Consider the following 22,291-nt stretch of genomic DNA (forward strand, 5'->3'; position numbering starts at 1 on the left):
GCAGCCGGATCGTTGAGGGAAGAGGGTCAAGGACGTGGACTACTACGCCATTCAGGGACTGCGGGAAAACCACCCGGGGTGGGCCCTGCTGCGCGCCGACCACGCCCCGCTGCTCGTGGCCTTCTTCGCCGCGGCCTTCATCGAGCCAAACCGCCGCAACATCCCGCGCCGCGAACTGATCGACGCGCTCGAAGACGTGCTGTTCATGGTCCGCGATGAGCAGGGAGAGGCCGCCTTCCCGCGCAGCGCCGCCGAATACCTGGACAACTGGGCGGCCCCGGAGAAGGCCTGGCTGCGGAAGTTCTACATCGAGAACCAGGACGACCCGATCTTCGATCTGACTCCCACCACCGAAGACGCGGTGCGCTGGGTCCAGTCGCTGCAGGGGCGGGAATTCGTGGCCACCCAGTCGAGGCTGACCGGGATCTTCGCGCTGCTCAAGGCCCTGGTCCAGGGATCGGAAACCGACCCGGAGGTCCGGCTGGCCCTGCTGGAGGCCGAACGATCCGCCATCGACGCGAAGATCGAGGCCGTCGCGGCCGGGGACATGCCGGTGATGACCGGTCCCGAGGCGCTTGACCACTACCAGCAGCTGCGCGCCCAGGCCCAGGACCTGCTCTCGGACTTCCGCGAGGTCGAGGCGAACTTCCGCGACCTGGACCGCAAGGTCCGCGAACGCATCGCCACCTGGGAAGGCAGCCAGGGGGAGTTGCTCGATGCGATCTTCACCAACCAGGAGGACATCTCCGGTTCCCTGCAGGGGCGCACCTTCCAGGGGTTCTGGGACTACCTGATGTCCCCGGCCCAGCGCGCGGAACTCTCCGACCTGCTGGAAAAGGCCACGAAGATCCCCACGCTGGAGCGCGTGGAGGGACTGGGGGAGATCGTGAACCTGCAGCGCGACTGGCTGCCCGCCGTCGAACAGACCCAGGGCACCGTCCGCCGGCTCTCCTCGCAGATGCGCCGGCTGCTGGATGACAAGGTCTTCCTGGAGAACAAGCGCATCATGCAGCTGATCCGCAGCATCGAATCCAACGCGCTGGCGTTGCGCAACGACCCGCCGGCCGGGATCGTCGCGCAGATCCCGGCGCAGCAGGCGGAGATCTCGCTGCCCTTCGAGCGCCCGCTCTACAAGCCAGGGACCCAGGTGGTCATCGACGATGCGGTGGCGCTCGCCGAGGACACCGAGGTCGATTCCAGCGCGCTCTTCGACCAGTTCTACGTCGACCGGGCCGAGCTCCAATCCAACATCGACGATGTCCTGGGACAGCTGCAGCAGGCGAGCCTGGGACAGGTCCTCGACGTGCACCCGCTGGAAAAGGGCCTGGCCGAAATCGTCACCTATTTCCAGATCGCCGCCGAAACCCGGTGGGCGGGCATCGACGAGTCGCGCACCCAGACACTGTCCTGGAACACGGGCGCCGGGGCGCGGCGCGAAGCCACCGTGGAACACGTAACCTTTGTGAGGCCCGAATGAAAACGCACGACGCACTGCCCTTCGAGATGGACGCCGATGCGGGCGCGGACCTGGCGGCGGGCGCCCCGGCGACGTCCGATTCCCTGTCCCTGGTGCTCACCCACCTGCTCAAGGGCGTGGTCTACCGGGAAGCCGACGCCAAGCTGTGGCAGGCGCTGGGGGAGAACATCGCCACGGCCCGCGACTATGTTGCGGTGCTCGGCCTCGAGCTCTTCCACGACGACATCGAGGGCTACGCGTTCCTGCGCTCGAACCAGGAGGAGGACTCCAACCTGCCGCGGCTGGTTGCCCGGCGGCAGCTGACCTTCCACGTCTCCTTGCTGCTGGCCCTGTTGCGGGTGCGGCTGGCCGAGTTCGACCAGCAAACCTCCGAAACCCGACTGGTGATGAACCGCGAGCAGATCGCGGAAATGGTCTCGGTGTTCATGCCCGAAACCAGCAACGAGGTGCGCCTCTTCGACCAGCTGAACACGTCCATCAAGAAGGTCGCCGAGCTGGGCTTCCTGCGCAAGATGCGCGGCACCGATGACAGCTACGAGGTGCAGCGGATCATCAAGGCATTCGTGGATGCCCAATGGCTCAACGAGCTCGATGCGCGGCTGGCCGACTACCGCACGGCCCTGGAGGGACAGGAATGAACCAGATGGATGTTTTCGGCGGCCAGGACTCGCTCTTTGGGCAAGACCAGGACATGCTCCTGGCCGAATCTCCCCGGGGACCCCGGGAACAAGGCGGCAACGGACGGGGACCGGATGCGGCGGGAGGAAGCCAGCCCGCCGCCGGCCCCGCGGTTGCCGCGGCACCGGTGCCGCACACCGAGGCCTTCGAGTTCGAGGGCCTGGAGCCCGGATTCCGCCTGCGCAGGCTGGAGATCCTGAACTGGGGCACCTTCGACTCGGCGGTGCGCCGCTTCATCCTGGACGGGAAAAACTCCCTGCTCACCGGGGACATCGGCTCCGGCAAGTCCACGGTGGTCGATGCGATCACCACGCTGCTGTTGCCGGCGCACCGGATCGAGTTCAACAAGGCCGCGGGCGCGCAGAAGAAGGAACGCAGCCTCATGTCCTATGTGCGCGGCTTCCACAAGTCCGAACGTGGCGGTGGCGAGTCCTCCAAGCCGGTCGCGCTGCGCAAGCCCGGCTCCTACACCGTGGTCATGGGCGTGTTCGCCAACGCGGAAATGGGCAAGGACGTCACCCTGGCCCTCACGCTGTGGGCCACGCAGGAGGCCGGCCAGCCCAACCGCTTCTACTCGCTGGCCGAGTCCGAACAGTCGATCGCCGGGGATTTTGCGAACTTCGGCGGGGACCCGCTCAAGCTCAAGCGCCGGCTGCGCGGCACGGACAGGGTCAAGGTCTTTGACACCTTCGACGGCTACGAGTCGGAGTTCAAGCGCCAGTTCGGGATCACCGGGTCCCAGGCCATGGACCTGTTCCACCGCACGGTGTCGATGAAGCAGGTGGAAAACATCACCAGCTTCGTGCGCACCAACATGCTTGACGACGACGACATTGCAGGGCGGCTGAAAAACCTGATCCTGCACTTCGACGATTTGAAGAAGGCGCACGACGCGGTGCGCCGGGCCAAGGACCAGATCGAGATGCTCATCCCGGTGCGCGAGCATTCACACAAGCACCGCGAACTGGATTCGCAGGAGAGAACCAGCCGGGCCCTGCGCGACGAGCTGACCCCGTGGTTCATGTCCCGGCAGCTGCAACTGGGCCTGGAACACCGGTCGGAGCTCGAGCGCACCGCGGCGCGCCTGGCCCGCGAATCGGAGGCCAAGAAGGGCCAGGCGGCCACGGCCCAGGAGCAGCTGGCCACCATCCGCGAGGACATCCGCATCCAAGGTGGCGGCCGGCTCGCGGCCATCGATTCCGAGATCCACGCCGCGCGGACCGCGCTCGGGCAGCAGAAGGCCAAGGCCGACTTCTACGCCGGGTCCGCGGCGCTGCTGGGTCTGCTCCCGGTCCGCGACCAGGTCGACTTCGACGCGAACACGGCGGCGCTGCCGGAGGCGACAGCGCGGCTGGCCCGGGAAACGGCGGAGCTGAACCGGGACCACGGCATGTTGCTGGGCCAGATACGGGAAGCCGCCGAGGAGGAATCCTCGCTGAAGGAGGAACACGCTTCCCTGCAGGCACGCCAAAACCTGCTGCCGCGCGAGCAACTGGAAATCCGCCACAGGCTCTGCGCGGCGACCGGGATCGAGGAATCCGACCTCCCGTACATCGGCGAATTGCTGCGCGTGCGTCCCGGCGAACAACTGTGGGAGGGCGCCGCGGAGCTGACGCTGCGCGGATTCGCGCTCTCGCTGCTGGTGCCCCAGCAGCATTACACGGCGGTGTCCGGCTGGGTGGATGCGAACAACCTGCGTGGCCGGCTGGTCTACCGGAAGGTCGATGCCCAGCCGGTGCCCGCCGTGGAACAGCGGGCCGGGACGTTGGCGTCCAAGATCGAGATCAAGGCGGGCACGCACTTCCGCGCCTATCTGGCCGCGGAGCTGAACAAGCGCTTCGACCACCAATGCTGCGAGTCGCTGGAGGACTTCCGCCGCCACCCGCGCGCGGTGACGCCCAACGGGCAGCTGAAGACCGGAGGCGGGCGGCACGAAAAGGACGACCGCCCCTCGCGCCGGGACCGCCGCAACTACGTGTTGGGCTGGGACAACCACGAGAAGATGGGCATGGTCCGTCGGCTCATGGAGGAGGCCGCGGCCAAGCGAGTGGGCTTCGAGCGGCGCGTGGCTTCGGTGTTGGAGGAACTCGGCGCACTCGGCCTGGCCCAACGTGCGGTGGGCACGGTGGAAGGCGTCAAGTCCTTTGCGGAGATCGGCTGGCAACTCACGGCACGGGACATCGACAAGCTCGAAGCGGAGCACCTGGAACTGTCCAGCGCCAACGACCAGCTCTCGCTGCTGGCCACCAAGGAGGCCGAGCTGGTGCTGGGCCTGAAGAAGCTGCAGGACCAATCCGACGAGCTGGGCAAGCGCATCGGGCGCAACGAGCAGGCCGCCGAGGACATCGCGTCAGACATCGCCGGGTGCCGCGAGGCCCTGGACCACACGCCGGCCACCACCGAGGCGGCGGTGCTCGGCGAGCTGGCCCGGTTGACGGCCGAGGCGCTGGGGGCGGCCGAACTGAGCTACCGCAACACCACGACCACCGAGCGGGCCGTGCGCGAGCAGCTGACCAACCGCATCGATGCGCTGAACAAGCAGGTCATCCGGGCCGGGGAAAACACGCTGAACAGGATGTCTGCGTTCCGGGCCAAGTACCCGGAGGAATGCACGGACATCGACAATTCGCTGGCCGCCGCCGACGAATTCGTGGCGCTGCTCGAACGGCTGCAGCGCGATGACCTGCCGCGTTTTGCCACCCGCTTCAAGGAAGCACTGAACCAGAACACCATCAACGAGATCGTGGCATTCAACGCGTTCCTCGACGCGCGCAAGACCGACATCACCGGCCGCATCGGGCAGATCAACGCGTCCCTGTCGCAGATCGAGTACAACACCGGACGGCACATCCTGCTCGAGCACGACAACACCGCGGACCCGGAAATCCGCGAGTTCATCGTGGATCTGCGGGCCTGCTCGGAAGGGACGCTGGGGGAATCCGAGCAGTACTCGGAGCTGAAGTTCGCCCAGGTCTCCAAGCTGGTGGAACGCTTCCGCGGCCGCGACGGGCTGACCAGCCTGGATGCGCGCTGGACGGCGAAGGTCACCGACGTGCGCAACTGGTTCACCTTCAGCGCCTCGGAACGCTGGACCGAGACCGGCGAGGAATTCGAGCACTTCACCGATTCGGGGGGCAAGTCCGGCGGGCAGAAGGAAAAGCTGGCGTACACCATCCTCGCCGCCGCCCTGGCATTCCAGTTCGGGCTCGGCGGGCGCAAGACCGGCAAGGCCGAGGCCAAGCGGAACTTCAGGTTCGTGGTGATCGACGAGGCCTTCGGCCGGGGCTCGGATGCCTCCGCACGCTACGGGCTGGAGCTCTTCCAGCGACTGAAACTGCAGCTGCTGATCGTCACGCCGCTGCAGAAGATCCACGTCATCGAACCCTTCGTGGCGCACGTCGGATTCGTGGACAACCCCTCCGGGAAGGCCTCGCACCTGCGGAACATGACCATTGCCGAATACCGGGCGGCCAAGGAACTCCGTGGCAACTAAGGCTGTGCTCTGGACGGACACGGCGGGGTTGCGGGCCGCGTGCATGAAATCCTGGGACCGCGGGGAACTGCTGCGCGAATTGCTGGAGCCCTCGGGCGCCTATCCGCGCCGGCGCGCCCTGAAATCGCCAAGCGCCGGGGAATTGCGCCAGCGCTTTGCCGAGGCGCGGGACTGGGTCGCCGGGCTGCGGGCCGGGGCCGGGGCCGGGCACTACCGCATTGAAAGCAGGAGCATCGGGCACCAGAGCATCGGCGCGAACGACGTTCCGCAGGCTGCGTGGTTCGACTCGGTCGAGGACGAGATCGCCTTTGTGGGCAAGGGCAGGGAATCTGCCGTGTTCCTGAAATTCGCCGCTGAGCTCGAAGCGGCGGAATCCGGCCTTCGCCCGTGGGTGCTGGCCAGGCCGTTCCAGCTCCTGGCGCTGGGAAATGATGCCCTGGTGGTCGCCAAGGTGGCGCGTTGGCTGGCGGAAAATCCGGAGCCGGGCATCTACGTGCGCCAGCTCGCCTTGGCCGGCGTGCACACCAAATTCGTGGAAAGGCACATACAAGCCATCGACGAGATGGCTGCGGTCCTTGCGGGCGTCGAGGCGCCACGAAGCTCCACGATGAAGTCGTTCAGGGCGCGGCACGGCTTTACGACCGAGCCGGATAAGGTGCGCATGCGCGCGCTGCCAGCGATCCTGAATGCGCCGGGCGGGGCCGAGGATGTGGAGATCCCCGCCGAGGCCTTCGGGAAGCTGGCACTGGAGGTGACGACCGTGATCGTCACGGAGAACAAGACGAACTTCCTCGCGCTGCCGTTGATGCCCGATACGTTGGTTGTCTTTGGCGGTGGCTATGGTTTCAGTGGACTGGGCGCCGCCGGCTGGGTGCGCGATTGCGACGTCGTGTACTGGGGGGATATGGACACGCACGGCTTTGCCATTCTGAACCAGCTGCGTTCGCACCACCCGCACGTTCGCAGCGTCTTGATGGACCAGGAAACGCTCATGGACCACCGTGCTTTCTGGGGTGTGGAGGCAAGCCCGTCGAAGGGCACCCTCGTCCACCTGGATGCGGCCGAGGCGGAGCTCTTCGGCGAACTGGCCTCGGGCATCCATGGGGAGCGGATCCGGTTGGAACAGGAGCAGGTCAACTGGTCCTATGCGCTGGCACGCATCGGCATTGCCTGCGGGTGGGACACCGCGGACTGACGGCAAGTCAGTCTGCTCGCAATGCCTTCTCTACATTGCGGCCGACAGTCGCCAAATCCGGAGGGCTGTCGGTTCGATATTCAAGATGCGGAGAATTCTGCGACTCGGCGTGGGCGAAGATAAACGTATTGCGCGTTCAATCTTCCTCAAGTCCTCAATGGGTACGCCAGCCTTGCCAGGCAGTTCGGTCTGGGTGAGGCCTTGAATCAGGCGCTCTGAGGAGACAACGTCCGCCAGGTCTTCTGGCTTGCGGAGGTACTCTTCCTGCGGGCGATGCAGAGCCTCCATGACGTATGCGGCGTTGCCGGCGAGGGCGTGATCGACCAGATTGGTGCCGAAGTTCAGAGGGCCTGAATTCTTCCCGCCCCACCAATCGACAAGCATTGCTGCAGGATTATCGGAGGCGCGCAGTTCGGCGATGCGCTTGGCTGTGCGCTTGCGGTCCTGACCCGTCAAGCCAGTGAGGCTTCGGTTATGCAGTGCCCGGGAAAGAATCAAGCGTGAATGTTCGGACAGCGGCCGGCGCAAGGCGCGGCGGAGTTCGAGGTCATCGATCTGCCAGATGCGCCCGACCTTGTGGGCCCTGAGTTTGCCTTGCTGGATCAGGGCGCGCACGCGTCGCTCGGTCACACCGAGTACTTTGCTGGCTTCCCGAACGCCCATGACACAAGTATGCCGATGGCGCCGCGGTGCCGAAGGAGAATGACCTCCGGATGGTCAGCCCAGGTGACCGGCCATGCGTGCGTGCATGGCAGCACTGGCCTCGTTCAGCCCGGTGATCTCGGCCGTTTTGCCGGCGGCCTCATATTTGGCGGTGATGGACTCGAGCGCAGCAAGCGTCGAAACGTCCCAGAGGTGTGAGGCATGCATGTCGATGACGACGTGGTCCGGGTCCAGTGCGTACTGGAACTGCGTGTACAGGTCGTTGGACGAGGCAAAGAACAGCTCGCCGTTGACGGTGTAGGTGGCTGTGCCTGCGGTGGCATCGAGCGTGCGGGTGACCGTGACGAAGTGCGCCACGCGGCGTGCGAAAAGCACCATCGCGGCCAGCACCCCGGCACCCACGCCAACGGCAAGGTTGTGGGAGAAGACCGTGGCCAGCACCGTGATGAGCATGACCGCGGTTTCGCTCTTGGGCATCCGTCGCAGTGTGGAGGGACGGATGGAATGCCAGTCGAACGTCGCCCACGACACGAAGACCATCACCGCCACCAGCGCCACCATGGGGATCAGCGCGACCACGTCGCCGAACACCACCACCAGCAGCAGCAGGAAGGCGCCGGCCAGGAACGTGGAGATCCGGGTGCGGGCCCTGGAGGCTTTCACGTTGATCATGGTCTGGCCGATCATCGCGCAGCCGCCCATGCCGCCGAAGAGCCCGGTCACCAGGTTTGCCACGCCCTGGCCCCAGGCCTCGCGGGTCTTGTTGGAGCGTGTGTCGGTCACGTCGTCGACCAGCTTGGCGGTCATCAGGGATTCGAGCAGGCCCACGATGGCCACTGCCAGTGCGTAGGGTGCGATGACCTTGAAGGTTTCCAGGTCCAGCGGGATCTGCGGGAAGAAGAGCTCCGGAAGGCTCGAGGGCAGCTCGCCCTTGTCGCCCACGGTCGGCACCGCGATGGACGCGAGGACCGTGACCAGTGTGAGCACCACGATCGCGACCAGCGGGGCGGGGACCACCGTGGTGATCCGCGGCAGCCCGAAGACGATCAACAGGGCCAGTCCCAGCAGCGGGTATGCCAGCCAGGGCACGTTCATGAGCTCGGGCAGCTGGGCAATGAACACCAGGATCGCCAGCGCATTCACGAACCCGACCATGACCTGGCGGGGGATGAAGCGCATCAGCTTGGCCACGCCCAGCACCGCCAGCAGCACCTGGAAGACGCCCGCTAGAAGGATCGCCGCGACCAGGTAATGCACGCCATGGCTTGCGACCAAGGGGGCGATCACCAGGGCCACGGCGCCGGTGGCAGCCGAGATCATCGCGGGGCGTCCGCCGACAAACGCAATGGTCACCGCCATGGTGAAGGCGGAGAACAGGCCCACGCGCGGGTCGACCCCGGCGATGATGGAGAACGCAATGGCCTCGGGGATCAGCGCGAGGGCCACCACCAGCCCGCCGAGGATCTCGACGCCCAGCAGCTTGGGGGAGCGCAGGGTGCGCAACACCGACTGGCGTTCGAGCGGTGTCGGTTCGTGGACCGTGGAGGCAGGCATGGAAGGCAAGGATGGTTCCGTTCAAGGTAGCAGCGAAGACGCACAGGCATCGTGCCTGCCATGGTTCGCGCGAAGCGCCACCAAGACCGGGATGAGCGGGCACTGCGAGGGGGAGACAGGACCAATACTAAATCAGCGACTCGAGACCCGATGCGAACAGTGTCCAAGGACGCAACATTTTCCGGTTTCGCCGGGTCCGCTTGGGACGGGGCGAGGCTTGGCAGCGGCCTCCCGGGCTTCACGGATAAATAATCTAGAATTGGAATTTGATATTCCAATGAGGTGCCCGGGTCAGCGCGTTTCCTGCTTATTGACTGGCGGAAGTGCCTTGTCAGCAGGGCTTCGCACCACGGGAAGCCAGGAAGGGAAACCATGGGCCAGGGCGTCGCACCGCTTGCGCAGAATGCCCATCCTGCGTTGACGCGTTTCGCCGCGTGGGAACAGGACGGGTCCCGGCTCCTGTTGATCAGGGCGGCGGCAGGCACCGGCCGGCGCTTATTTGCACGTTCCTGGGTCGGTGGACGTCGCGGTGAGGTCCATGACTGGTCCGGAAACCACCTCGACGAGGTGGCTGAACTCGCAACCTTGGCAACGCGGATGCACCGGGAGGCGGATCTGCATGCGGCCGTCATCCTGCCGCCCTCCGCCCCGCTGTGGGATCTTGCCTCGGTTGCCCCGTTCATGCTGGCCGAGCAGCATGACCTGCTGCTGGACGCCCGGGAAATCGCGCAGCTGGCGGAACCCGGCCGGCCGATCGACCCGGATCAGGCCCGTGCCATCCATGAACTGTGCGGCGGGTGGCTCGGCGCGGCCCGGATCCTGGCCGCGGAGCCGGGGGCCCACGCCCGGGCCCAGCACCTGATCCGCACCGGCCTGGCGCCGTGGTTGCGCCACCACGATCCCCGCGGGGAACTCTCGGAGGCAGCGTTCCTCCCCCAGCTCGATGCGCAAACGGTTGAGGCTTTCTTCGGGCAGGTCTCACCGAAGGTGCATGTGATGGAGGACCTGTCCCGGGCCGGGCTTGTGCAGGCCGATGGAAGCGGCGGGTGGATGATGCCGGCGCTGGTGCGGCAGGTGCTCATGGAACGTGTCGGGTTGCTTGGCCGTGAACGCATTGGCGCCTTGGAACAGGGCGCCGTCGATGCGATGGCGGAGACCAGCGGGGTGGGTCCCGCGCTGGAGGCTGCCGTGGACGGGCGCCGGTGGCCGGCAATCCTGAACCTGCTGCTGGAAAAGTGGGTCGACATGTTCATGGCCAACCCCAAGCACCTGGCTGCGGTGGCCGCCAAGGTGCCGCGCTTTGTCACCGGGCAAACGCACTACATGCGGGTGGGACTGAGGATCCTCGGATCCGCCGGCAAGGACGGGATGGTCCTGCACCTTCCGTCCCTGGCGCCCGATTACGCCACCGACAGCACCGCCCAGCGCTTGCGCGAGGACACCGAGCGGCTCTACCGCACTCCAAGCGCCCGGGCACTGACCATCGGCATGCTGGAGATATCGCACCTGCGCTTGGCGGGATTGTATGAGGAGGCAGGTGGCGCCGCCCAGCGGCTGCGCGAGGCGCTGTCCCGGGGACTCGACACCCAGCGGCTGAACCCGTCCCTGGCGGCGCTCGTCGAGTTCCACTCCGGCCTGACGCTGCACCTGGCCGGGTGCGATGCCGAGGCGATGAGGGCCTACGAGACGGGCTTCCGCCTGGCGCAAGCCTCGGGCAAGGCCTTCCTGGTGGCCGATGTTGCCGGGAAGCTGGCGTTGTTCCACGCACTGGAAGGAAATGGCGACTCGGCGCGGAGATGGCTTGCGGAACACGAAGCCGCGATTGCCCAGGTCGGGTGGGGCAGGAAGATGATTGCGCACACGGCCACGCTGGCACGCGCCTTCCTGGATATGGTCGACCTGCGTTTCGGCGAGGCTGCGCGGGAGCTGGACGGGCTTCCCCAAACCCCCGGCAACGACGAATTCTGGTCCGTGCATGCGTATTTGCTGGTCATGCAGTCCCTTCAAGGCGGCAGCCCGGAGTCGGCGCGCAGGCTCATCAATGCGTGGCGCACCGAGCGCCGCTACGCCTGTGCCGCACCGTTGGCGGACCGTTTGCTCGACGAAGCGCTGCTGCTGGCGGAAATCATCGAGGCGGGTGGTCGCACCTCGAGGCACGCGGGTGCACGGGTGCATCCGGCGCTGGTGGCGTTCGGGCACCTGGTGGGCGGGGAACCCGACAAGGCGCTCACGATGTTGCGCGGGCAGCAGGATGCACCCGCGACGCGGCGCTGGGAGGGGTTTGCGCTGTTCCTGGACGTTGCGGCGCGGAATCCCGGTGAACCCGGGGTGCAGGTGCTGCAGCAACTCGAAGAGCAACGTGGGCAACGGTTGGACCTCGTGGAGATTGCCCTGTTGCGCATGATCCCGGGTTGGGCAGATGTCGTCGGCGGGCTGCAGCTGGGGCCGGAGGAACTCGACAGGCTTGAAACGGTTGCGGCACCTGTTCGGGGCACCGGAACTCGCCGCCCGGTGCTGACGCCGCGGGAGCAGGAGGTCCTGCGGCAATTGCGGATGGGCATGAGCCGGCGGGAAATCGCTGAAGCCGGATTCAGGTCGGAAAACACCGTCAAGACCCAGATCCGCAGCCTCTACCGGAAGCTTGGGGCCACGGATGTGGCGCAGGCGCTGGAGCATGCGCGGGAGCGGGGAATCTAGGGCCTCCTGCACTACTGCCACAGCCCGATGCAAGGGTGCCCCGGGGTCCGCCCGGAGCGAAGGCGGATGCGCCGGAGCACATGGGTACGGGGGTTGCCATAGATGTATAGATTTTTTCTATGTGTGGTGCACGCCGCATCTATTGGACAATATAATGCGGGCTTAGGCACACTGGGTGGTGACGGGTGCCATAGATCTCTTGGTTCCCTAACGTCTTGACCTAAGGTTCCACACACTCCATGAAATCCACCCGCAATAAATGGATCGTTGCCCTGTGCTGGCTGACGGTCGTCTTCGAGGGCTTCGACATCGTCGCTCTCTCCGCTTCGATTCCGCAGCTGATCGATACCGCGTACGCCGGCATCACGGCGCTTGATGCGACCTTCATCGCCACGATCTCGCTGGTAGGCGTCGGTGCCGGCGCCGTGCTGATCGGCCCGATTTCGGACCGCTACGGACGTCGCTACCCGCTGATGGCCTGCGTGCTGATCTTCTCGATCTTCACCATCCTGTTCCCGCTGATGCCCAACGTCGCCCTGCTGGGCACGACGCGCATGATCGCGGGCCTCGGCATGGGCGCATGCATGCCCGTGGCCATCACCATGATGCAGGAAGCCGCGGCCTCCAACGCCCGTGCGCACTCCGCGACCATCACGATGACCGGCTACCACGTCGGCGCCGTGGCCGCCTCGCTCTTCGCGATCCTTGCCCATGCCGACTGGCACCTGCTCTTTTACATCGGCGGCGCGCTGGGCCTGGTGGTGCTCCCGTTCATGTGGGCCAAGCTGCCCGAGACCCATGCCGTGGGCCTCAAGGACATTGGCACCAAGGCACCAAAATCCAGCATGGCGACGTTGTTCACCGGAGGGCTTGCCCGCTCGACCATCGGCCTCTGGGTAGCGGCCTTCATGGGCCTGCTGCTGGTCTACGGGCTGAACACCTGGCTGCCGCAGCTGATGCGCGGCGCCGGATACAACGTCGCGGATTCCCTGGTGCTGCTGCTGATCCTCAACGTCGGCGCGATCGCCGGGTTGCTGCTCGGAGGACGCATCGCGGACAAGCGCGGCGTCAAGGGCACCACGATGTTCTGGTTCACCTCCGCCGCGGTGCTGCTGGCGCTGCTGAGCATCCGGATGGAAAGCCAGTTGCTGCTCAACGGCGTGGTCCTGGTGACCGGCTTCTTCGTCTTCTGTGCGCAGGTGCTGGTCTACGGATTCGTCGGCTACATCTACCCCAGGCATGTGGTGGGCACAGGCATGGGCATGGTGGCGGGCGTGGGACGACTGGGCGCCATTGCCGGCCCGGGCCTGACCGGCCTGTTGGTGGCCGGCGGCCACGCCTACCCGTGGGGCTTCTACCTCTTCGCCGGGGCGGCGTTGCTGGGCATGCTCGCCGTGGCCATCATCCCCAAGCCGGCCGCGCAGAAGGACGTCGACGAGCCGGTGCTTGAAACCCAGGAGGCGTAGGTGCGTTTCCCCGGGCGGGATCCGCGGCCTGGGATACGATCCCGATAGTCATTAGGGGGCGTGGTTCCCCGGGGATTCGCTGGTGCGAATATCCCGGGGGACTGCGCCCCTTTTTCGTGCCCGGGAAGCGGCGAAGGATCAGTGCAGCGCCGGGCCCAGCGCCGAAGGCATCTCGCGCAGTGCCTCGCGCACCAGCTCGCGGAACCAGAGCACCGGCCCGCTCGCGGCGATCTTGTGGTCGGTGTAGAGGTCGACGGAGAAGGCGGGGCTGTCCACCGGAAGCTCGCGGTGGACCAGGGGCCACTGCCGGCAAAAGCGCTCGGCGATCTCCAGCGGGACCACGGAGGCCAGCGAGGATTCCAGCTGCACCGAGGGCAGCACGGAGAAGTGGTGCACACGCAGTGCCGTGCGCAGCGAGATCCCCGATTCGCCCAGCCGCTCCTCGATCTGGCCATGCCCGGCAGTGGGGTCGATGGTCACGAACCCCAGTGCGTCGAATTGCTTGTGCGAGAGCCTGCCCTGTTTCGGGGCCATGGCGCGCGGCAGCAGGCAAACGTACCTGTCCTTGGTCACTGCCTCGCGCCGCGCGCCGCCGCCGAGCACCAGCGAGGTCAGCGCGGCGTCGACGTGGCCGTGGGCCAGCCAGTGCGGGATATGCCCCACGGTCATGGGCACCGATTCGAGGTTGGCGGCCGGTGCCAGCGCGGCCAGGCGGGCCATGATCGGCGGCAGGAAGATGACCTCGCCGATGTCCGAGAGGCAGATGCGGAAGGTGCGCCGCGTGGTGGCCGGATCGAAGGCCGCGTTCGAGTCAACGGCCGCATCGATGTTGTCCACCGCGGTGCGAAAGACCTGGAAGAGTTCGTTGGCGCGGGCAGTGGGTTCGAGTCCGCCGGGGCCGCGGACAAAGAGCGGGTCGCCCAATTGGGTCCGGAGCCTGGCCAGCGTGTGCGAGACCGTCGGCTGGGTCAGCGAGAGTTCCTGTGCCGCCCGGGTGACGCTTCTGGCCTCGTAGATTTCCAGGAAGGTGCGCAAGAGATTCAGGTCCATGCTCATGCGCCCACTCTATCGAAATGATCGATGATCGATTGCGCGTGGATTCGTTGGACCGATGCGCGGTCCTGGCATAGCGTGGAGGTGGAGCGGGTCACACGCGGGGCGGACAGCAAGGGGGAGCGCCGCACGTGATGATTCCACGCCCCGCCGGCCCGCGCCGGAACGCCGCATCCATGCCCACCAGATAAGGAACCACAAAGTGCCACTGCTTGAAGAATCACTCTGGAACTCGAAGATCAACGTCAATGGCTGGGTTGCAGGCAGCGCCGGCACCCGGGATGTCGTGGAGCCGGCCACCGGGAACGTGCTTGGCGTACTGGGGGTGGCCTCCGCCGATGACGTGCTGCGTGCCTCCGCCGCGGCCGCCACGGCCCAGGTTTCCTGGGCGGCGAAAAAGCCCGAGGAGCGGGCAGCGGTGCTGCGCAAGGCGGGGCTGCTTTGGGAAGAGCACGCCGAGGAGGTCAACGGCTGGCTGGTGCGCGAGTCCGGCGGAATTCCCGCCAAGGCGGGGCTGGAGACACACACCGCGGCCAACGAATGCTACGAGGCCTCCGCCCTGCCTTCGATGCCCGCAGGGGACGTGCTGACCACCAACGAAGAACGCTGGTCCTTCGCCCGCCGCCGCCCCGTCGGTGTCGTCTCGGTGATCGCACCGTTCAACTTCCCGCTGATCCTGGCCATCCGCGCCGTCGCCCCGGCACTGGCGCTGGGCAATGCGGTGCTGCTCAAGCCGGATCCGCGCACCTCGGTCTGCGCGGGGGTGTCGATCATGCGGATCTTCGAGGAGGCCGGGCTGCCCGAGGGGCTGCTGCACCTGCTTCCCGGAGGCGCGGAGGTCGGTGCCGCGGTGGTCGAGGCCCCCGAGGTGCGGGTCATCGCCTTCACCGGTTCCACGGCCGCCGGGCGCAAGGTCGGCGAAAGCGCCGCCCGGTTGCTCAAGCGCGCCCACCTCGAACTGGGCGGCAACAGCGCGATGATCGTGCTGCCCGGGGCGGACTTGGCCAAGGCGGCCTCCGCCGCCGCGTTCGGTTCATTCATGCACCAGGGCCAGATCTGCATGGCCACCGGCCGGCACATCGTGCACCAGGACATCTACGAGGACTACGTGGCGGCCTTGGCCGAAAAGGCGAAGAACCTGCCGATGGGAGACCCGAAGTCGGGGACCGTCGCGATCGGCCCGATCATCGACGGGAGGCAGCTGGAGCGGATCGATTCCATGGTGCAGGCGGCGGTTTCCGGCGGAGCGCGGCTGGCAGCCGGAGGGACCCGCGGCGAAGGCTGGTTCTACCCGCCCACGGTCCTTGCCGACCTGGACCCGGAGCACGATGCCTGGAAGGAGGAGATCTTCGGGCCCGTCGCCCCGGTGCGCAGCTTCTCCACCATCGACGAGGCGGTTGAGATGGCCAACGCATCGAGCTACGGGCTTTCGCTGTCCATCCTCGGGGACGTGGGCATGGCCATGAAGATCGCCGACAGGGTTGAATCCGGCAAGGTCCACATCAACGAGCAGACCGTCTCCGACGAGCCCAACTCGCCGTTCGGCGGGGTCAAGGATTCGGGCAACGGCGGGCGCATCGGCGGGGCGTCGGCCAACATGGAGGCGTTCACCGAGACGCAGTGGCTGACCATGCGTCCGGAGATCGCCCCCTACCCGTTCTAGGGCGGCACCCCGGAAGGGGAGGCCCCGGCGGTCCCATGGAACCGCCGGGGCCTTTCCGGTGGGCTGTTCGCCGGATGGATCATGTGCCGGTTGCCACCATAAAATGCTTGAAGCGTCAACTAATCTGGTTTAGACTGGTCCCATGACTACTGCAGCTGACCTCCCTCCGGTGCTCTTCCTCTCCCATGGCGCACCGCCGCTCGCCGACGACGCCACTTGGACCGCCGAGCTTGCGGCCTGGTCGGGAACCATGGAAAAGCCCAAGGACATCCTGATGGTCTCCGCGCACTGGGAGAACGCACCGGTGACGCTGAGCGCCACCCACCGCAAGCAGGAACTCGTCCACGACTTCTGGGGCTTCCCGCAGCACTACTACGACGTGCGCTACGACGCACCGATGGCACCGGAGCTGGCCGACGAGGTCGCCCGGCTGACCGGCAACCACGGCCACCACGTGGAGCGCGACGAGACCCGCGGCCTGGACCACGGCGCCTATGTGCCGCTGAAGGAAATGTTCCCCGGGGCCGACGTGCCGGTGGTGCAGATGTCGATGCCCACGCTGGACCCGCAGGGGCTCTTTGCCCTGGGCCAGTCGCTCGCCCCGCTGCGCGAGCGCGGGACCATGATCGTCGGCTCCGGCTTCACCACGCACAACCTGCGCTGGTTCAACCCGGCAGCAGGACCGGACACCACCCCGCCGACGGCCTCGAGCGAGTTCGACCACTGGGCCGAAGAAGCCATGGCCCGCGGGGACGTTGACTCGATCCTCGACTTCCTGCACAAGGCCCCGGCCGCGCGCGAGGCGCACCCGCGCTCCGAGCACTGGGCGCCGCTCTATGTCGCCCTGGGCGCGGCATATGCCTCGGGAGGCATCGAGGCCAAGAGCGCGATCGACGGCTTCTGGTTCGGGCTTTCCAAGCGCTCCTGGTCGCTGACCTAAACCACAGCCAGGAAAGTTCCCCGAATCCGGGGCTCTGTGTGTAGATCGGTGGCGGTGCTACCGGCTTCGGAGCGAAGGAGTGCCAGTTTCGGATTGAGGCCTGCCGGTAGACTGGCAGCGAGGCAGGGCTCGTCTTGGTGAGAAAGAATCGTGGGAATGGCCAACGCAACCCCGCGTCGGGGAATCGACGCCGAAGGCAGGGTCGTGAAGGCCGCGGATTCCGTGACCTGGAGGTCGCTGGAGATTCTTGGGGCCTTCGACGAACGCCATACGCACTTGTCCTTGAGTGAGTTGTCCCGCCGAGCCGCGCTGCCCATCGCCACCGCACATCGGTTGTCGGCCGAATTGGTGCGATGGGGAGCGCTTGAGAGGTCCGGCAGCGACTTCGTCATTGGCCAGCGGCTCTGGCAGATCGCGACCCTGGCCCCCGTGCAGAAGGACATCGCCGAGATTGCGGCGCCGCACATGCAAGATGTCTTGTTCGTGACGCAAAACGTGGTCAACCTCTTTATTCTCGACGGGTCCTCGGTCCTGTTGTTGGACCGGATTTCCGGGACGCGAGCCGGGGCCCCGTTCCGACGGCCGGGATCGCACCTTGGCCTGCATGCAAGTGCCGCGGGCAAGGTGATGCTGGCCTATGAGGGAATGGAGCTGCTGCCGCGGATCGGCAAGCTGGAGGCTTTTACCCGGCACACCATCACGGACCGGTCCAGGCTGGCCGAAGAAGTGAAAGCCGTGCGCCAACAAGGCTTTGGTGTCTCCAACCAAGAAAGCGGCGAGGACAACTTCGGCTTGGCCGTCCCCGTCATCCTGCCCTCGGGAAAGATCGCGGCGGCCATCGGCGTGGTCTCCCAGAAGAACCCTCCGCCGGTCGGGACAGTGGTTCCGGTCCTCCGAATTGCAGCCCGTGGTATCGCCCGCAGTTTGGTTAGCCGCGAGCTTGCCTGAGTATTTGCCGTCTTTCCATTGGATGGAAGACGCTGCTTGGGCTGTGTTGCAGCGCACTTACGATCGTTGTTGTGGCCCGACGGAAAGATGATCGGGTCGGTAGCAATAAGGAGCGATGGACATGACGCCTCAAACTGGGCGGCTCGGTGCAGCCGTTGACACGGTAAAGCCGGTGGCTAGCGGAGCTGGGCTGTTGGACGTCGTTGTTGACGCGGCCGAGCACGTGGCTGACCAAGTGGTCTCACTGGTATTGCGGCGCATTGACGGCGAGAGCTTTCCCGAGTGGGCCCCAGGGGCCCACATCGACGTCCATCTCGGTGACGGACTCACACGCCAGTACTCCTTGTGCTCCGATCTAAACGACCGTGAAGTCCTGCGTATCGGGGTGCTGCGCGTTCCGGACTCCCGTGGCGGCTCGGAGGCCGTTCACGAAAAGTTGGTTGCCGGAACCCCGCTGACCATTTCGGCGCCGCGGAACAACTTCCCCATGATTGATTCGCGGAAGTACCTGTTCATCGCAGGGGGAATCGGCATCACGCCGATCATCCCGATGATTGAAGCGGCCGAAGCCGCGGGGAGAGAATGGCGCCTGGTCTACGGCGGCCGTTCCCGGCATTCCATGGCGTTTGCCCAATCGCTGGAAGACGCGTACGGGAGCACCAAGGTCAACCTCTATCCGGAGGACGAAGTCGGCCGCCTGGACCTGAACGCGATCCTGGGCATGCCGCGGGCCCACATGCTGGTCTATGCTTGCGGCCCCGGCGGCATGCTGGGCGCCATCGAGGACCTGTGCATGGGGTGGCCTCCAGGTGCACTGCACCTTGAGCGTTTCTCGGCCGACACCTTGGGAGCAGGTTCCGTTAGCGCTCCCTTCGAGGTCGAATTGGCCAAGGCCGGGCGCATCGTCACGGTGCAGACCAACGAGAGCATTCTCGACGCCGTCGAAAAGGTGGGTGTGCGCATTCTTTCATCGTGCCGTGCCGGCCTGTGTGGAACGTGCGAGACGAACATCCTCTCGGGAACGCCCGAACACCGCGACGCGGTGCTGACCGAAGCCGACAAGGACGCAAACGAAGTCATGCTGGTGTGCGTCTCGCGTGCCGCTGCCGGGTGCGACCGACTTGTGCTCGATCTTTAAAGACCAGGAGAGAAACTTCCATGACTACATCCACCAGCGAACCCATCGTCTTCACGGGCGACCCGTACAGTGAAGAGCACCTGCTCAACCCCTACCCGTTCCTTGCTTCCTTGCAAGAGGCCGGTTCCGTATCCTGGCTGGAATCGGAACAGACCTACGCCATCACGGGCTACGACGAGGTCTACGAAGTGCTGACGGACTTCGAGACGTTCGTGTCCTCCGGTGGGCTGGGGCCACGCGACATCCGCAAGGACGACGGCTGGCGCCCGCCAAGCATCCTGGAATCAGACCCGCCGATCCATACGCTGATGCGCCGCGCGCTGACCGGTGTCATCAACCCTGGAACGGTCCGTGCCTTGCGCAAGGACTTCACCGCACCGGCTGTTTCACTGGTTGAGGCGTTGGTGCAACGAAACACCTTCGACGCCATTACCGACCTCGCCGAAAAGTACCCGATCGAGGTTTTTCCGGATGCCGTCGGCATTCCGCAGGAAGGGCGCGAGCACCTGCTTCCCTACGGCAACATGGTGTTCAACGCGTTCGGTCCCGAAAACTACATCTACCACCAAGCCTTCGCTGAAGGCGATGAACACGCTCGCGTGGTCATGAACGCCTGCAAGCGCGAGTCTCTGACCGATTCTGGCTTCGGCGCGGGGATCTGGGCCAAGGTCGGCGAAGGATTGATCACGGAAGAGCAAGCCACGCTCTTGGTCCGTGCGCTGCTTTCGGCGGGTGTGGACACGACCATCTTCGGGATCGGAAACACGCTCTCGGTCTTGGCCCGCCATCCGGAAGCCTGGGAACGCCTTCGCAAGGAACCGTCGCTGGCCAAGTTCGCCATTGACGAGGCCCTGCGACTGGAATCGCCATTCCAGAAGTTCCACCGGACGACCACTGTCGATACGGAGTTGGGCGGGGTCGGCATTCCTGCCGGATCCAAGGTCCAGGTCTTCATCGGCGCGGCCAACCGCGACCCCAAGAAATGGGGAGCCGACGCGAACGAGTTCTCGCTGGAACGCACTTCTTCGGGCCACGTTGCGTTCGGCATGGGCCTGCACCAATGTGTGGGCCAGCCGATTGCGCGAATGGAAATGGAAATCGTCTTGCAGCAACTGCTGGAGAAGGTTGTATCGATCGAACTTGTCGGCGAGCCGAAACCGATTCTGCACAATGTCTTGCGCGGATTCGAGTCGATGCCCGTGCGCATCACCACCCAAAGATAGTCATCCGGCCGGGGGCCCAATGCCCCTATTACTTTTGGAGCAACGCTATGTCACTCGATGCTTTACCGCGCCCAAAAAACGCCAAGAGCGACCCTGCCACGTGGACCCCCGGGCGCCGCAAGCGATACGGTTGGCTGACCACCGCGGCACTCCTGGTCCTGATGATGGTCAGCTGGGCGGACAAGGCGATTCTGGGTATCGTGGCGGTTCCGTTGATGCACGACCTCCACATCACCCCGCAACAATTCGGGTTGCTCGGTTCCGCCGTGTTCATGCTCTTCGGGATCGCGCAGTTTGTCGCTGCTCCGATTGCCAACAGGGTCAAGTCCAAATGGATCTTGCTGACCTTGTGCCTGATTTGGTCGGTCGCGCAGGTGCCCATCTTCGTCTTTGCCTCGCTTCCTGCGCTGTGGGCCAGCCGCCTGGTCCTTGGAGCCGGGGAAGGTCCGCTGGCTCCGGTCATCATGCACTCGGTGTACAAGTGGTTCCCTGCCAAGCGGTCGGCCACTCCCGCGGCTGTCGCCTCGTCGGGAGTCACGCTGGGCATTGTCGCGTTCGCCCCAGTATTGGCGTGGGTCAATGCCGAGTTCGGGTGGAAATCCACTTTCGTGTTCTTGGCCATCGTCGGCGTCGTATGGTCGATCCTGTGGCTCTTTATCGGCAAGGAAGGACCCTACACTTCCGTCCAAGCCGAACTCGAGATCGAGGGGCAAGCAGTAAAAACGCTCGACACTGCCAAGGTCCAGGCGTCCGACGCGCCGGTGCGGTACATGCGGTCGTTCTTGACCCCGAGCTGGATCCTGGCCGTGTTGTGTTCATTCTTTGGCTATTGGACGTTTACCGTTGCCACCACGTGGCTTCCGGCCTACTACGAAAACGCCATGGGAATGTCCACGCAGCAGGCGGGTTCATTGATAGCCCTGCCGGCAATTTGGGGTTTCATCGCGACGATCGGCCTGAGCTGGCTGACCGAGGTGCTGGTCAACAAGGGGATCCCCACGCGAGTGTCGCGAGGCGTGGTGTTGGGAGGCGCCGCAACGTTTGGCGGCCTCATGGTCATCGTTGGAACACTGTCGAACATCGATGCCGTTTCCATCATTTGTTTCATGTTTGGCTTCGGCACGGCGCCCGCGCTTTTTGCCGTCACATACCTGGTTGCCTCGGAAATGACCACGATCCAGCAACGCGGAGCCGTTCTGCAAATCACCAATGCCTTCCTGACGACCGGGGGCTTGGTCGCGCCGATGTTCGTAGGATTCATGATTGGATCCGCGGCGGTGCCAAGCGCGGGCTACCTCAACGCCTTCGCTTACACGGGCGGCGCCTTGGCCCTGATCGGGGTGCTGTCGATGATTTTCATCAACCAGCAACGCGACAGGACGAAGCTGGGACTGGACCTCAAGCTCAAGGCCTGAGCTCGGCGCCCGTTCCCGTGATCTGAGATGGCTGCCCCGCACCACATGGTGAGGGGCAGCCAGCTGCATGTGGCGCGGGGCCGTTGCCGAGAAGTTGATGTTCCTCGTGGGGACAGTCGAGCGATCCACGGCCGTTCTGCTCTTGTCGTGCGGCGTTTCGGGGGCAAGTGCCCTGAACCTGAGTATTCTACGTTTTGGGGACCACCCATTATCGTGCTTGGCGTCCAACGATATTGCCGTTGGGGGCAAGCATCTGCTTGGATGGGAGCCGCCTAGCCGCAACGAAGCCAACCGTGCCTGACGATGCCGATCTTCTCCCGCATGTTGTCAGCAGCGTCCAGCATCGATTCAAATGGAGTTGTGGATGATCCGGTCCAGGACCGTGTCGTCGTGGACGCCGAGGGGGCCGCGGGCGTCGGATCGCCTTAAGACTTCGACTGTGCCGGACACCGTCCAGCCCCAGCGGCGCGACATGTGCCCAAGCAATATGCTCAAGCGCTTTCCAGCAGCGGCCGCACCACCCCGGCAAGATCGAACCGGCCACGCTCTTCCAGGGACTTGCAACGCCCAACGGTTCGTCCCGGGCAATCGGTCCATTTCCGGCCCGGCCGGCTCGCGTCACGGGAACGGTCACCTGTCAATGGCCAAGTGGATCCCAACGATGGCATTCGTGGGTCGCATGGGGAAT

Annotated in this window: 15 protein-coding genes; 12 read left to right on the forward strand and 3 right to left on the reverse strand. The window is 65.4% G+C overall.

Translation table 11 applies throughout. From position 1 onward, the window contains the following. The first annotated feature begins 34 nt into the window (after positions 1 to 34). From J2T21_RS03755 to J2T21_RS03770, 4 genes are read left to right on the forward strand one after another with little or no spacing between them, the layout of a single operon-like run. A complete protein-coding gene (locus J2T21_RS03755; protein ID WP_307578656.1) occupies positions 35 to 1,477 on the forward strand; it encodes a DUF3375 domain-containing protein in 1,443 nt (480 codons plus the stop codon). After that, positions 1,474 to 2,115, forward strand: a complete 642-nt coding sequence (locus J2T21_RS03760) for a DUF4194 domain-containing protein (protein ID WP_307578658.1) — start codon at positions 1,474 to 1,476, stop codon at positions 2,113 to 2,115. Before J2T21_RS03755 ends, J2T21_RS03760 begins: the two co-directional genes overlap by 4 nt. Next, positions 2,112 to 5,648: an ATP-binding protein gene (locus tag J2T21_RS03765; RefSeq protein ID WP_307578660.1), complete on the forward strand. Its 3,537-nt coding sequence runs from the start codon at positions 2,112 to 2,114 to the stop codon at positions 5,646 to 5,648. The genes J2T21_RS03760 and J2T21_RS03765 overlap by 4 nt, the downstream gene beginning before the upstream one ends. Continuing rightward, on the forward strand, positions 5,638 to 6,843 hold the full coding sequence (locus J2T21_RS03770) for a Wadjet anti-phage system protein JetD domain-containing protein (RefSeq protein ID WP_307578662.1): 1,206 nt from the start codon (positions 5,638 to 5,640) through the stop codon (positions 6,841 to 6,843). Before J2T21_RS03765 ends, J2T21_RS03770 begins: the two co-directional genes overlap by 11 nt. A 30-nt stretch (positions 6,844 to 6,873) precedes the next feature. Here the strand turns inward: J2T21_RS03770 and J2T21_RS03775 are convergent, their stop codons facing one another. Beyond that, on the reverse strand, positions 6,874 to 7,506 hold the full coding sequence (locus J2T21_RS03775; RefSeq protein ID WP_307578663.1) for a helix-turn-helix domain-containing protein: 633 nt from the start codon (positions 7,504 to 7,506) through the stop codon (positions 6,874 to 6,876). Positions 7,507 to 7,560: 54 nt separating this feature from the next. Beyond that, positions 7,561 to 9,060 carry a SulP family inorganic anion transporter gene (locus tag J2T21_RS03780; RefSeq protein WP_307578664.1) on the reverse strand — a complete coding sequence of 500 codons (1,500 nt, stop codon included), beginning with the start codon at positions 9,058 to 9,060 and terminating at the stop codon, positions 7,561 to 7,563. A gap of 372 nt (positions 9,061 to 9,432) precedes the next feature. Between J2T21_RS03780 and J2T21_RS03785 the strand changes: the two genes are divergently transcribed. Together J2T21_RS03785 and J2T21_RS03790 are read left to right on the forward strand one after the other, a co-directional pair. Further along, on the forward strand, positions 9,433 to 11,757 hold the full coding sequence (locus J2T21_RS03785; RefSeq protein WP_307578665.1) for a helix-turn-helix transcriptional regulator: 2,325 nt from the start codon (positions 9,433 to 9,435) through the stop codon (positions 11,755 to 11,757). Between the two features lie 239 nt (positions 11,758 to 11,996). Continuing rightward, a complete protein-coding gene (locus J2T21_RS03790; RefSeq protein WP_307578668.1) occupies positions 11,997 to 13,223 on the forward strand; it encodes an MFS transporter in 1,227 nt (408 codons plus the stop codon). A gap of 138 nt (positions 13,224 to 13,361) precedes the next feature. Here J2T21_RS03790 and J2T21_RS03795 read toward each other — a convergent pair whose 3' ends face one another. Continuing rightward, positions 13,362 to 14,279 (reverse strand): LysR family transcriptional regulator, encoded by a 918-nt coding sequence (locus tag J2T21_RS03795; protein WP_307578670.1) that lies wholly within the window; start codon positions 14,277 to 14,279, stop codon positions 13,362 to 13,364. Between the two features lie 199 nt (positions 14,280 to 14,478). On the opposite strand from J2T21_RS03795, the gene J2T21_RS03800 reads away from it, so the two are divergent. From J2T21_RS03800 to J2T21_RS03825, 6 genes are all read left to right on the forward strand, one after another. Then, entirely contained in the window at positions 14,479 to 15,939 is a 1,461-nt protein-coding gene (locus J2T21_RS03800; protein ID WP_307578672.1) for a benzaldehyde dehydrogenase, read from the forward strand. Between the two features lie 142 nt (positions 15,940 to 16,081). Then, the gene (locus J2T21_RS03805) at positions 16,082 to 16,879 is read left to right on the forward strand and encodes a dioxygenase family protein (protein WP_307578674.1); all 798 of its coding nucleotides are present in this window, start codon (positions 16,082 to 16,084) and stop codon (positions 16,877 to 16,879) included. Between the two features lie 156 nt (positions 16,880 to 17,035). After that, on the forward strand, positions 17,036 to 17,827 hold the full coding sequence (locus tag J2T21_RS03810) for an IclR family transcriptional regulator (RefSeq protein WP_071213766.1): 792 nt from the start codon (positions 17,036 to 17,038) through the stop codon (positions 17,825 to 17,827). Between the two features lie 121 nt (positions 17,828 to 17,948). Continuing rightward, entirely contained in the window at positions 17,949 to 18,965 is a 1,017-nt protein-coding gene (locus J2T21_RS03815; RefSeq protein WP_083411045.1) for a PDR/VanB family oxidoreductase, read from the forward strand. A 20-nt stretch (positions 18,966 to 18,985) separates the two neighbouring features. Further along, complete coding sequence (locus J2T21_RS03820) at positions 18,986 to 20,188, forward strand: cytochrome P450 (protein WP_071213767.1); 1,203 nt, start codon at positions 18,986 to 18,988, stop codon at positions 20,186 to 20,188. A 47-nt stretch (positions 20,189 to 20,235) separates the two neighbouring features. Continuing rightward, complete coding sequence (locus tag J2T21_RS03825) at positions 20,236 to 21,603, forward strand: MFS transporter (RefSeq protein ID WP_071213768.1); 1,368 nt, start codon at positions 20,236 to 20,238, stop codon at positions 21,601 to 21,603. Positions 21,604 to 22,291: the final 688 nt, after the last annotated feature.

Source organism: Paeniglutamicibacter psychrophenolicus (assembly GCF_030812255.1).
GTDB classification, from domain to species: domain Bacteria; phylum Actinomycetota; class Actinomycetes; order Actinomycetales; family Micrococcaceae; genus Paeniglutamicibacter; species Paeniglutamicibacter psychrophenolicus_A.

Excerpts from the sequence above, each read along its gene's own strand:
- J2T21_RS03760 (WP_307578658.1), top strand. The coding sequence starts at position 1,474 with ATGAAAACGCACGACGCACTGCCCTTCGAGATGGACGCCGATGCGGGC.
- J2T21_RS03765 (WP_307578660.1), top strand. The coding sequence starts at position 2,112 with ATGAACCAGATGGATGTTTTCGGCGGCCAGGACTCGCTCTTTGGGCAA.
- J2T21_RS03775 (WP_307578663.1), bottom strand. The coding sequence starts at position 7,506 with ATGGGCGTTCGGGAAGCCAGCAAAGTACTCGGTGTGACCGAGCGACGC.
- J2T21_RS03780 (WP_307578664.1), bottom strand. The coding sequence starts at position 9,060 with ATGCCTGCCTCCACGGTCCACGAACCGACACCGCTCGAACGCCAGTCG.
- J2T21_RS03785 (WP_307578665.1), top strand. The coding sequence starts at position 9,433 with ATGGGCCAGGGCGTCGCACCGCTTGCGCAGAATGCCCATCCTGCGTTG.
- J2T21_RS03790 (WP_307578668.1), top strand. The coding sequence starts at position 11,997 with ATGAAATCCACCCGCAATAAATGGATCGTTGCCCTGTGCTGGCTGACG.
- J2T21_RS03795 (WP_307578670.1), bottom strand. The coding sequence starts at position 14,279 with ATGAGCATGGACCTGAATCTCTTGCGCACCTTCCTGGAAATCTACGAG.
- J2T21_RS03805 (WP_307578674.1), top strand. The coding sequence starts at position 16,082 with ATGACTACTGCAGCTGACCTCCCTCCGGTGCTCTTCCTCTCCCATGGC.
- J2T21_RS03810 (WP_071213766.1), top strand. The coding sequence starts at position 17,036 with ATGGCCAACGCAACCCCGCGTCGGGGAATCGACGCCGAAGGCAGGGTC.
- J2T21_RS03815 (WP_083411045.1), top strand. The coding sequence starts at position 17,949 with ATGACGCCTCAAACTGGGCGGCTCGGTGCAGCCGTTGACACGGTAAAG.
- J2T21_RS03820 (WP_071213767.1), top strand. The coding sequence starts at position 18,986 with ATGACTACATCCACCAGCGAACCCATCGTCTTCACGGGCGACCCGTAC.
- J2T21_RS03825 (WP_071213768.1), top strand. The coding sequence starts at position 20,236 with ATGTCACTCGATGCTTTACCGCGCCCAAAAAACGCCAAGAGCGACCCT.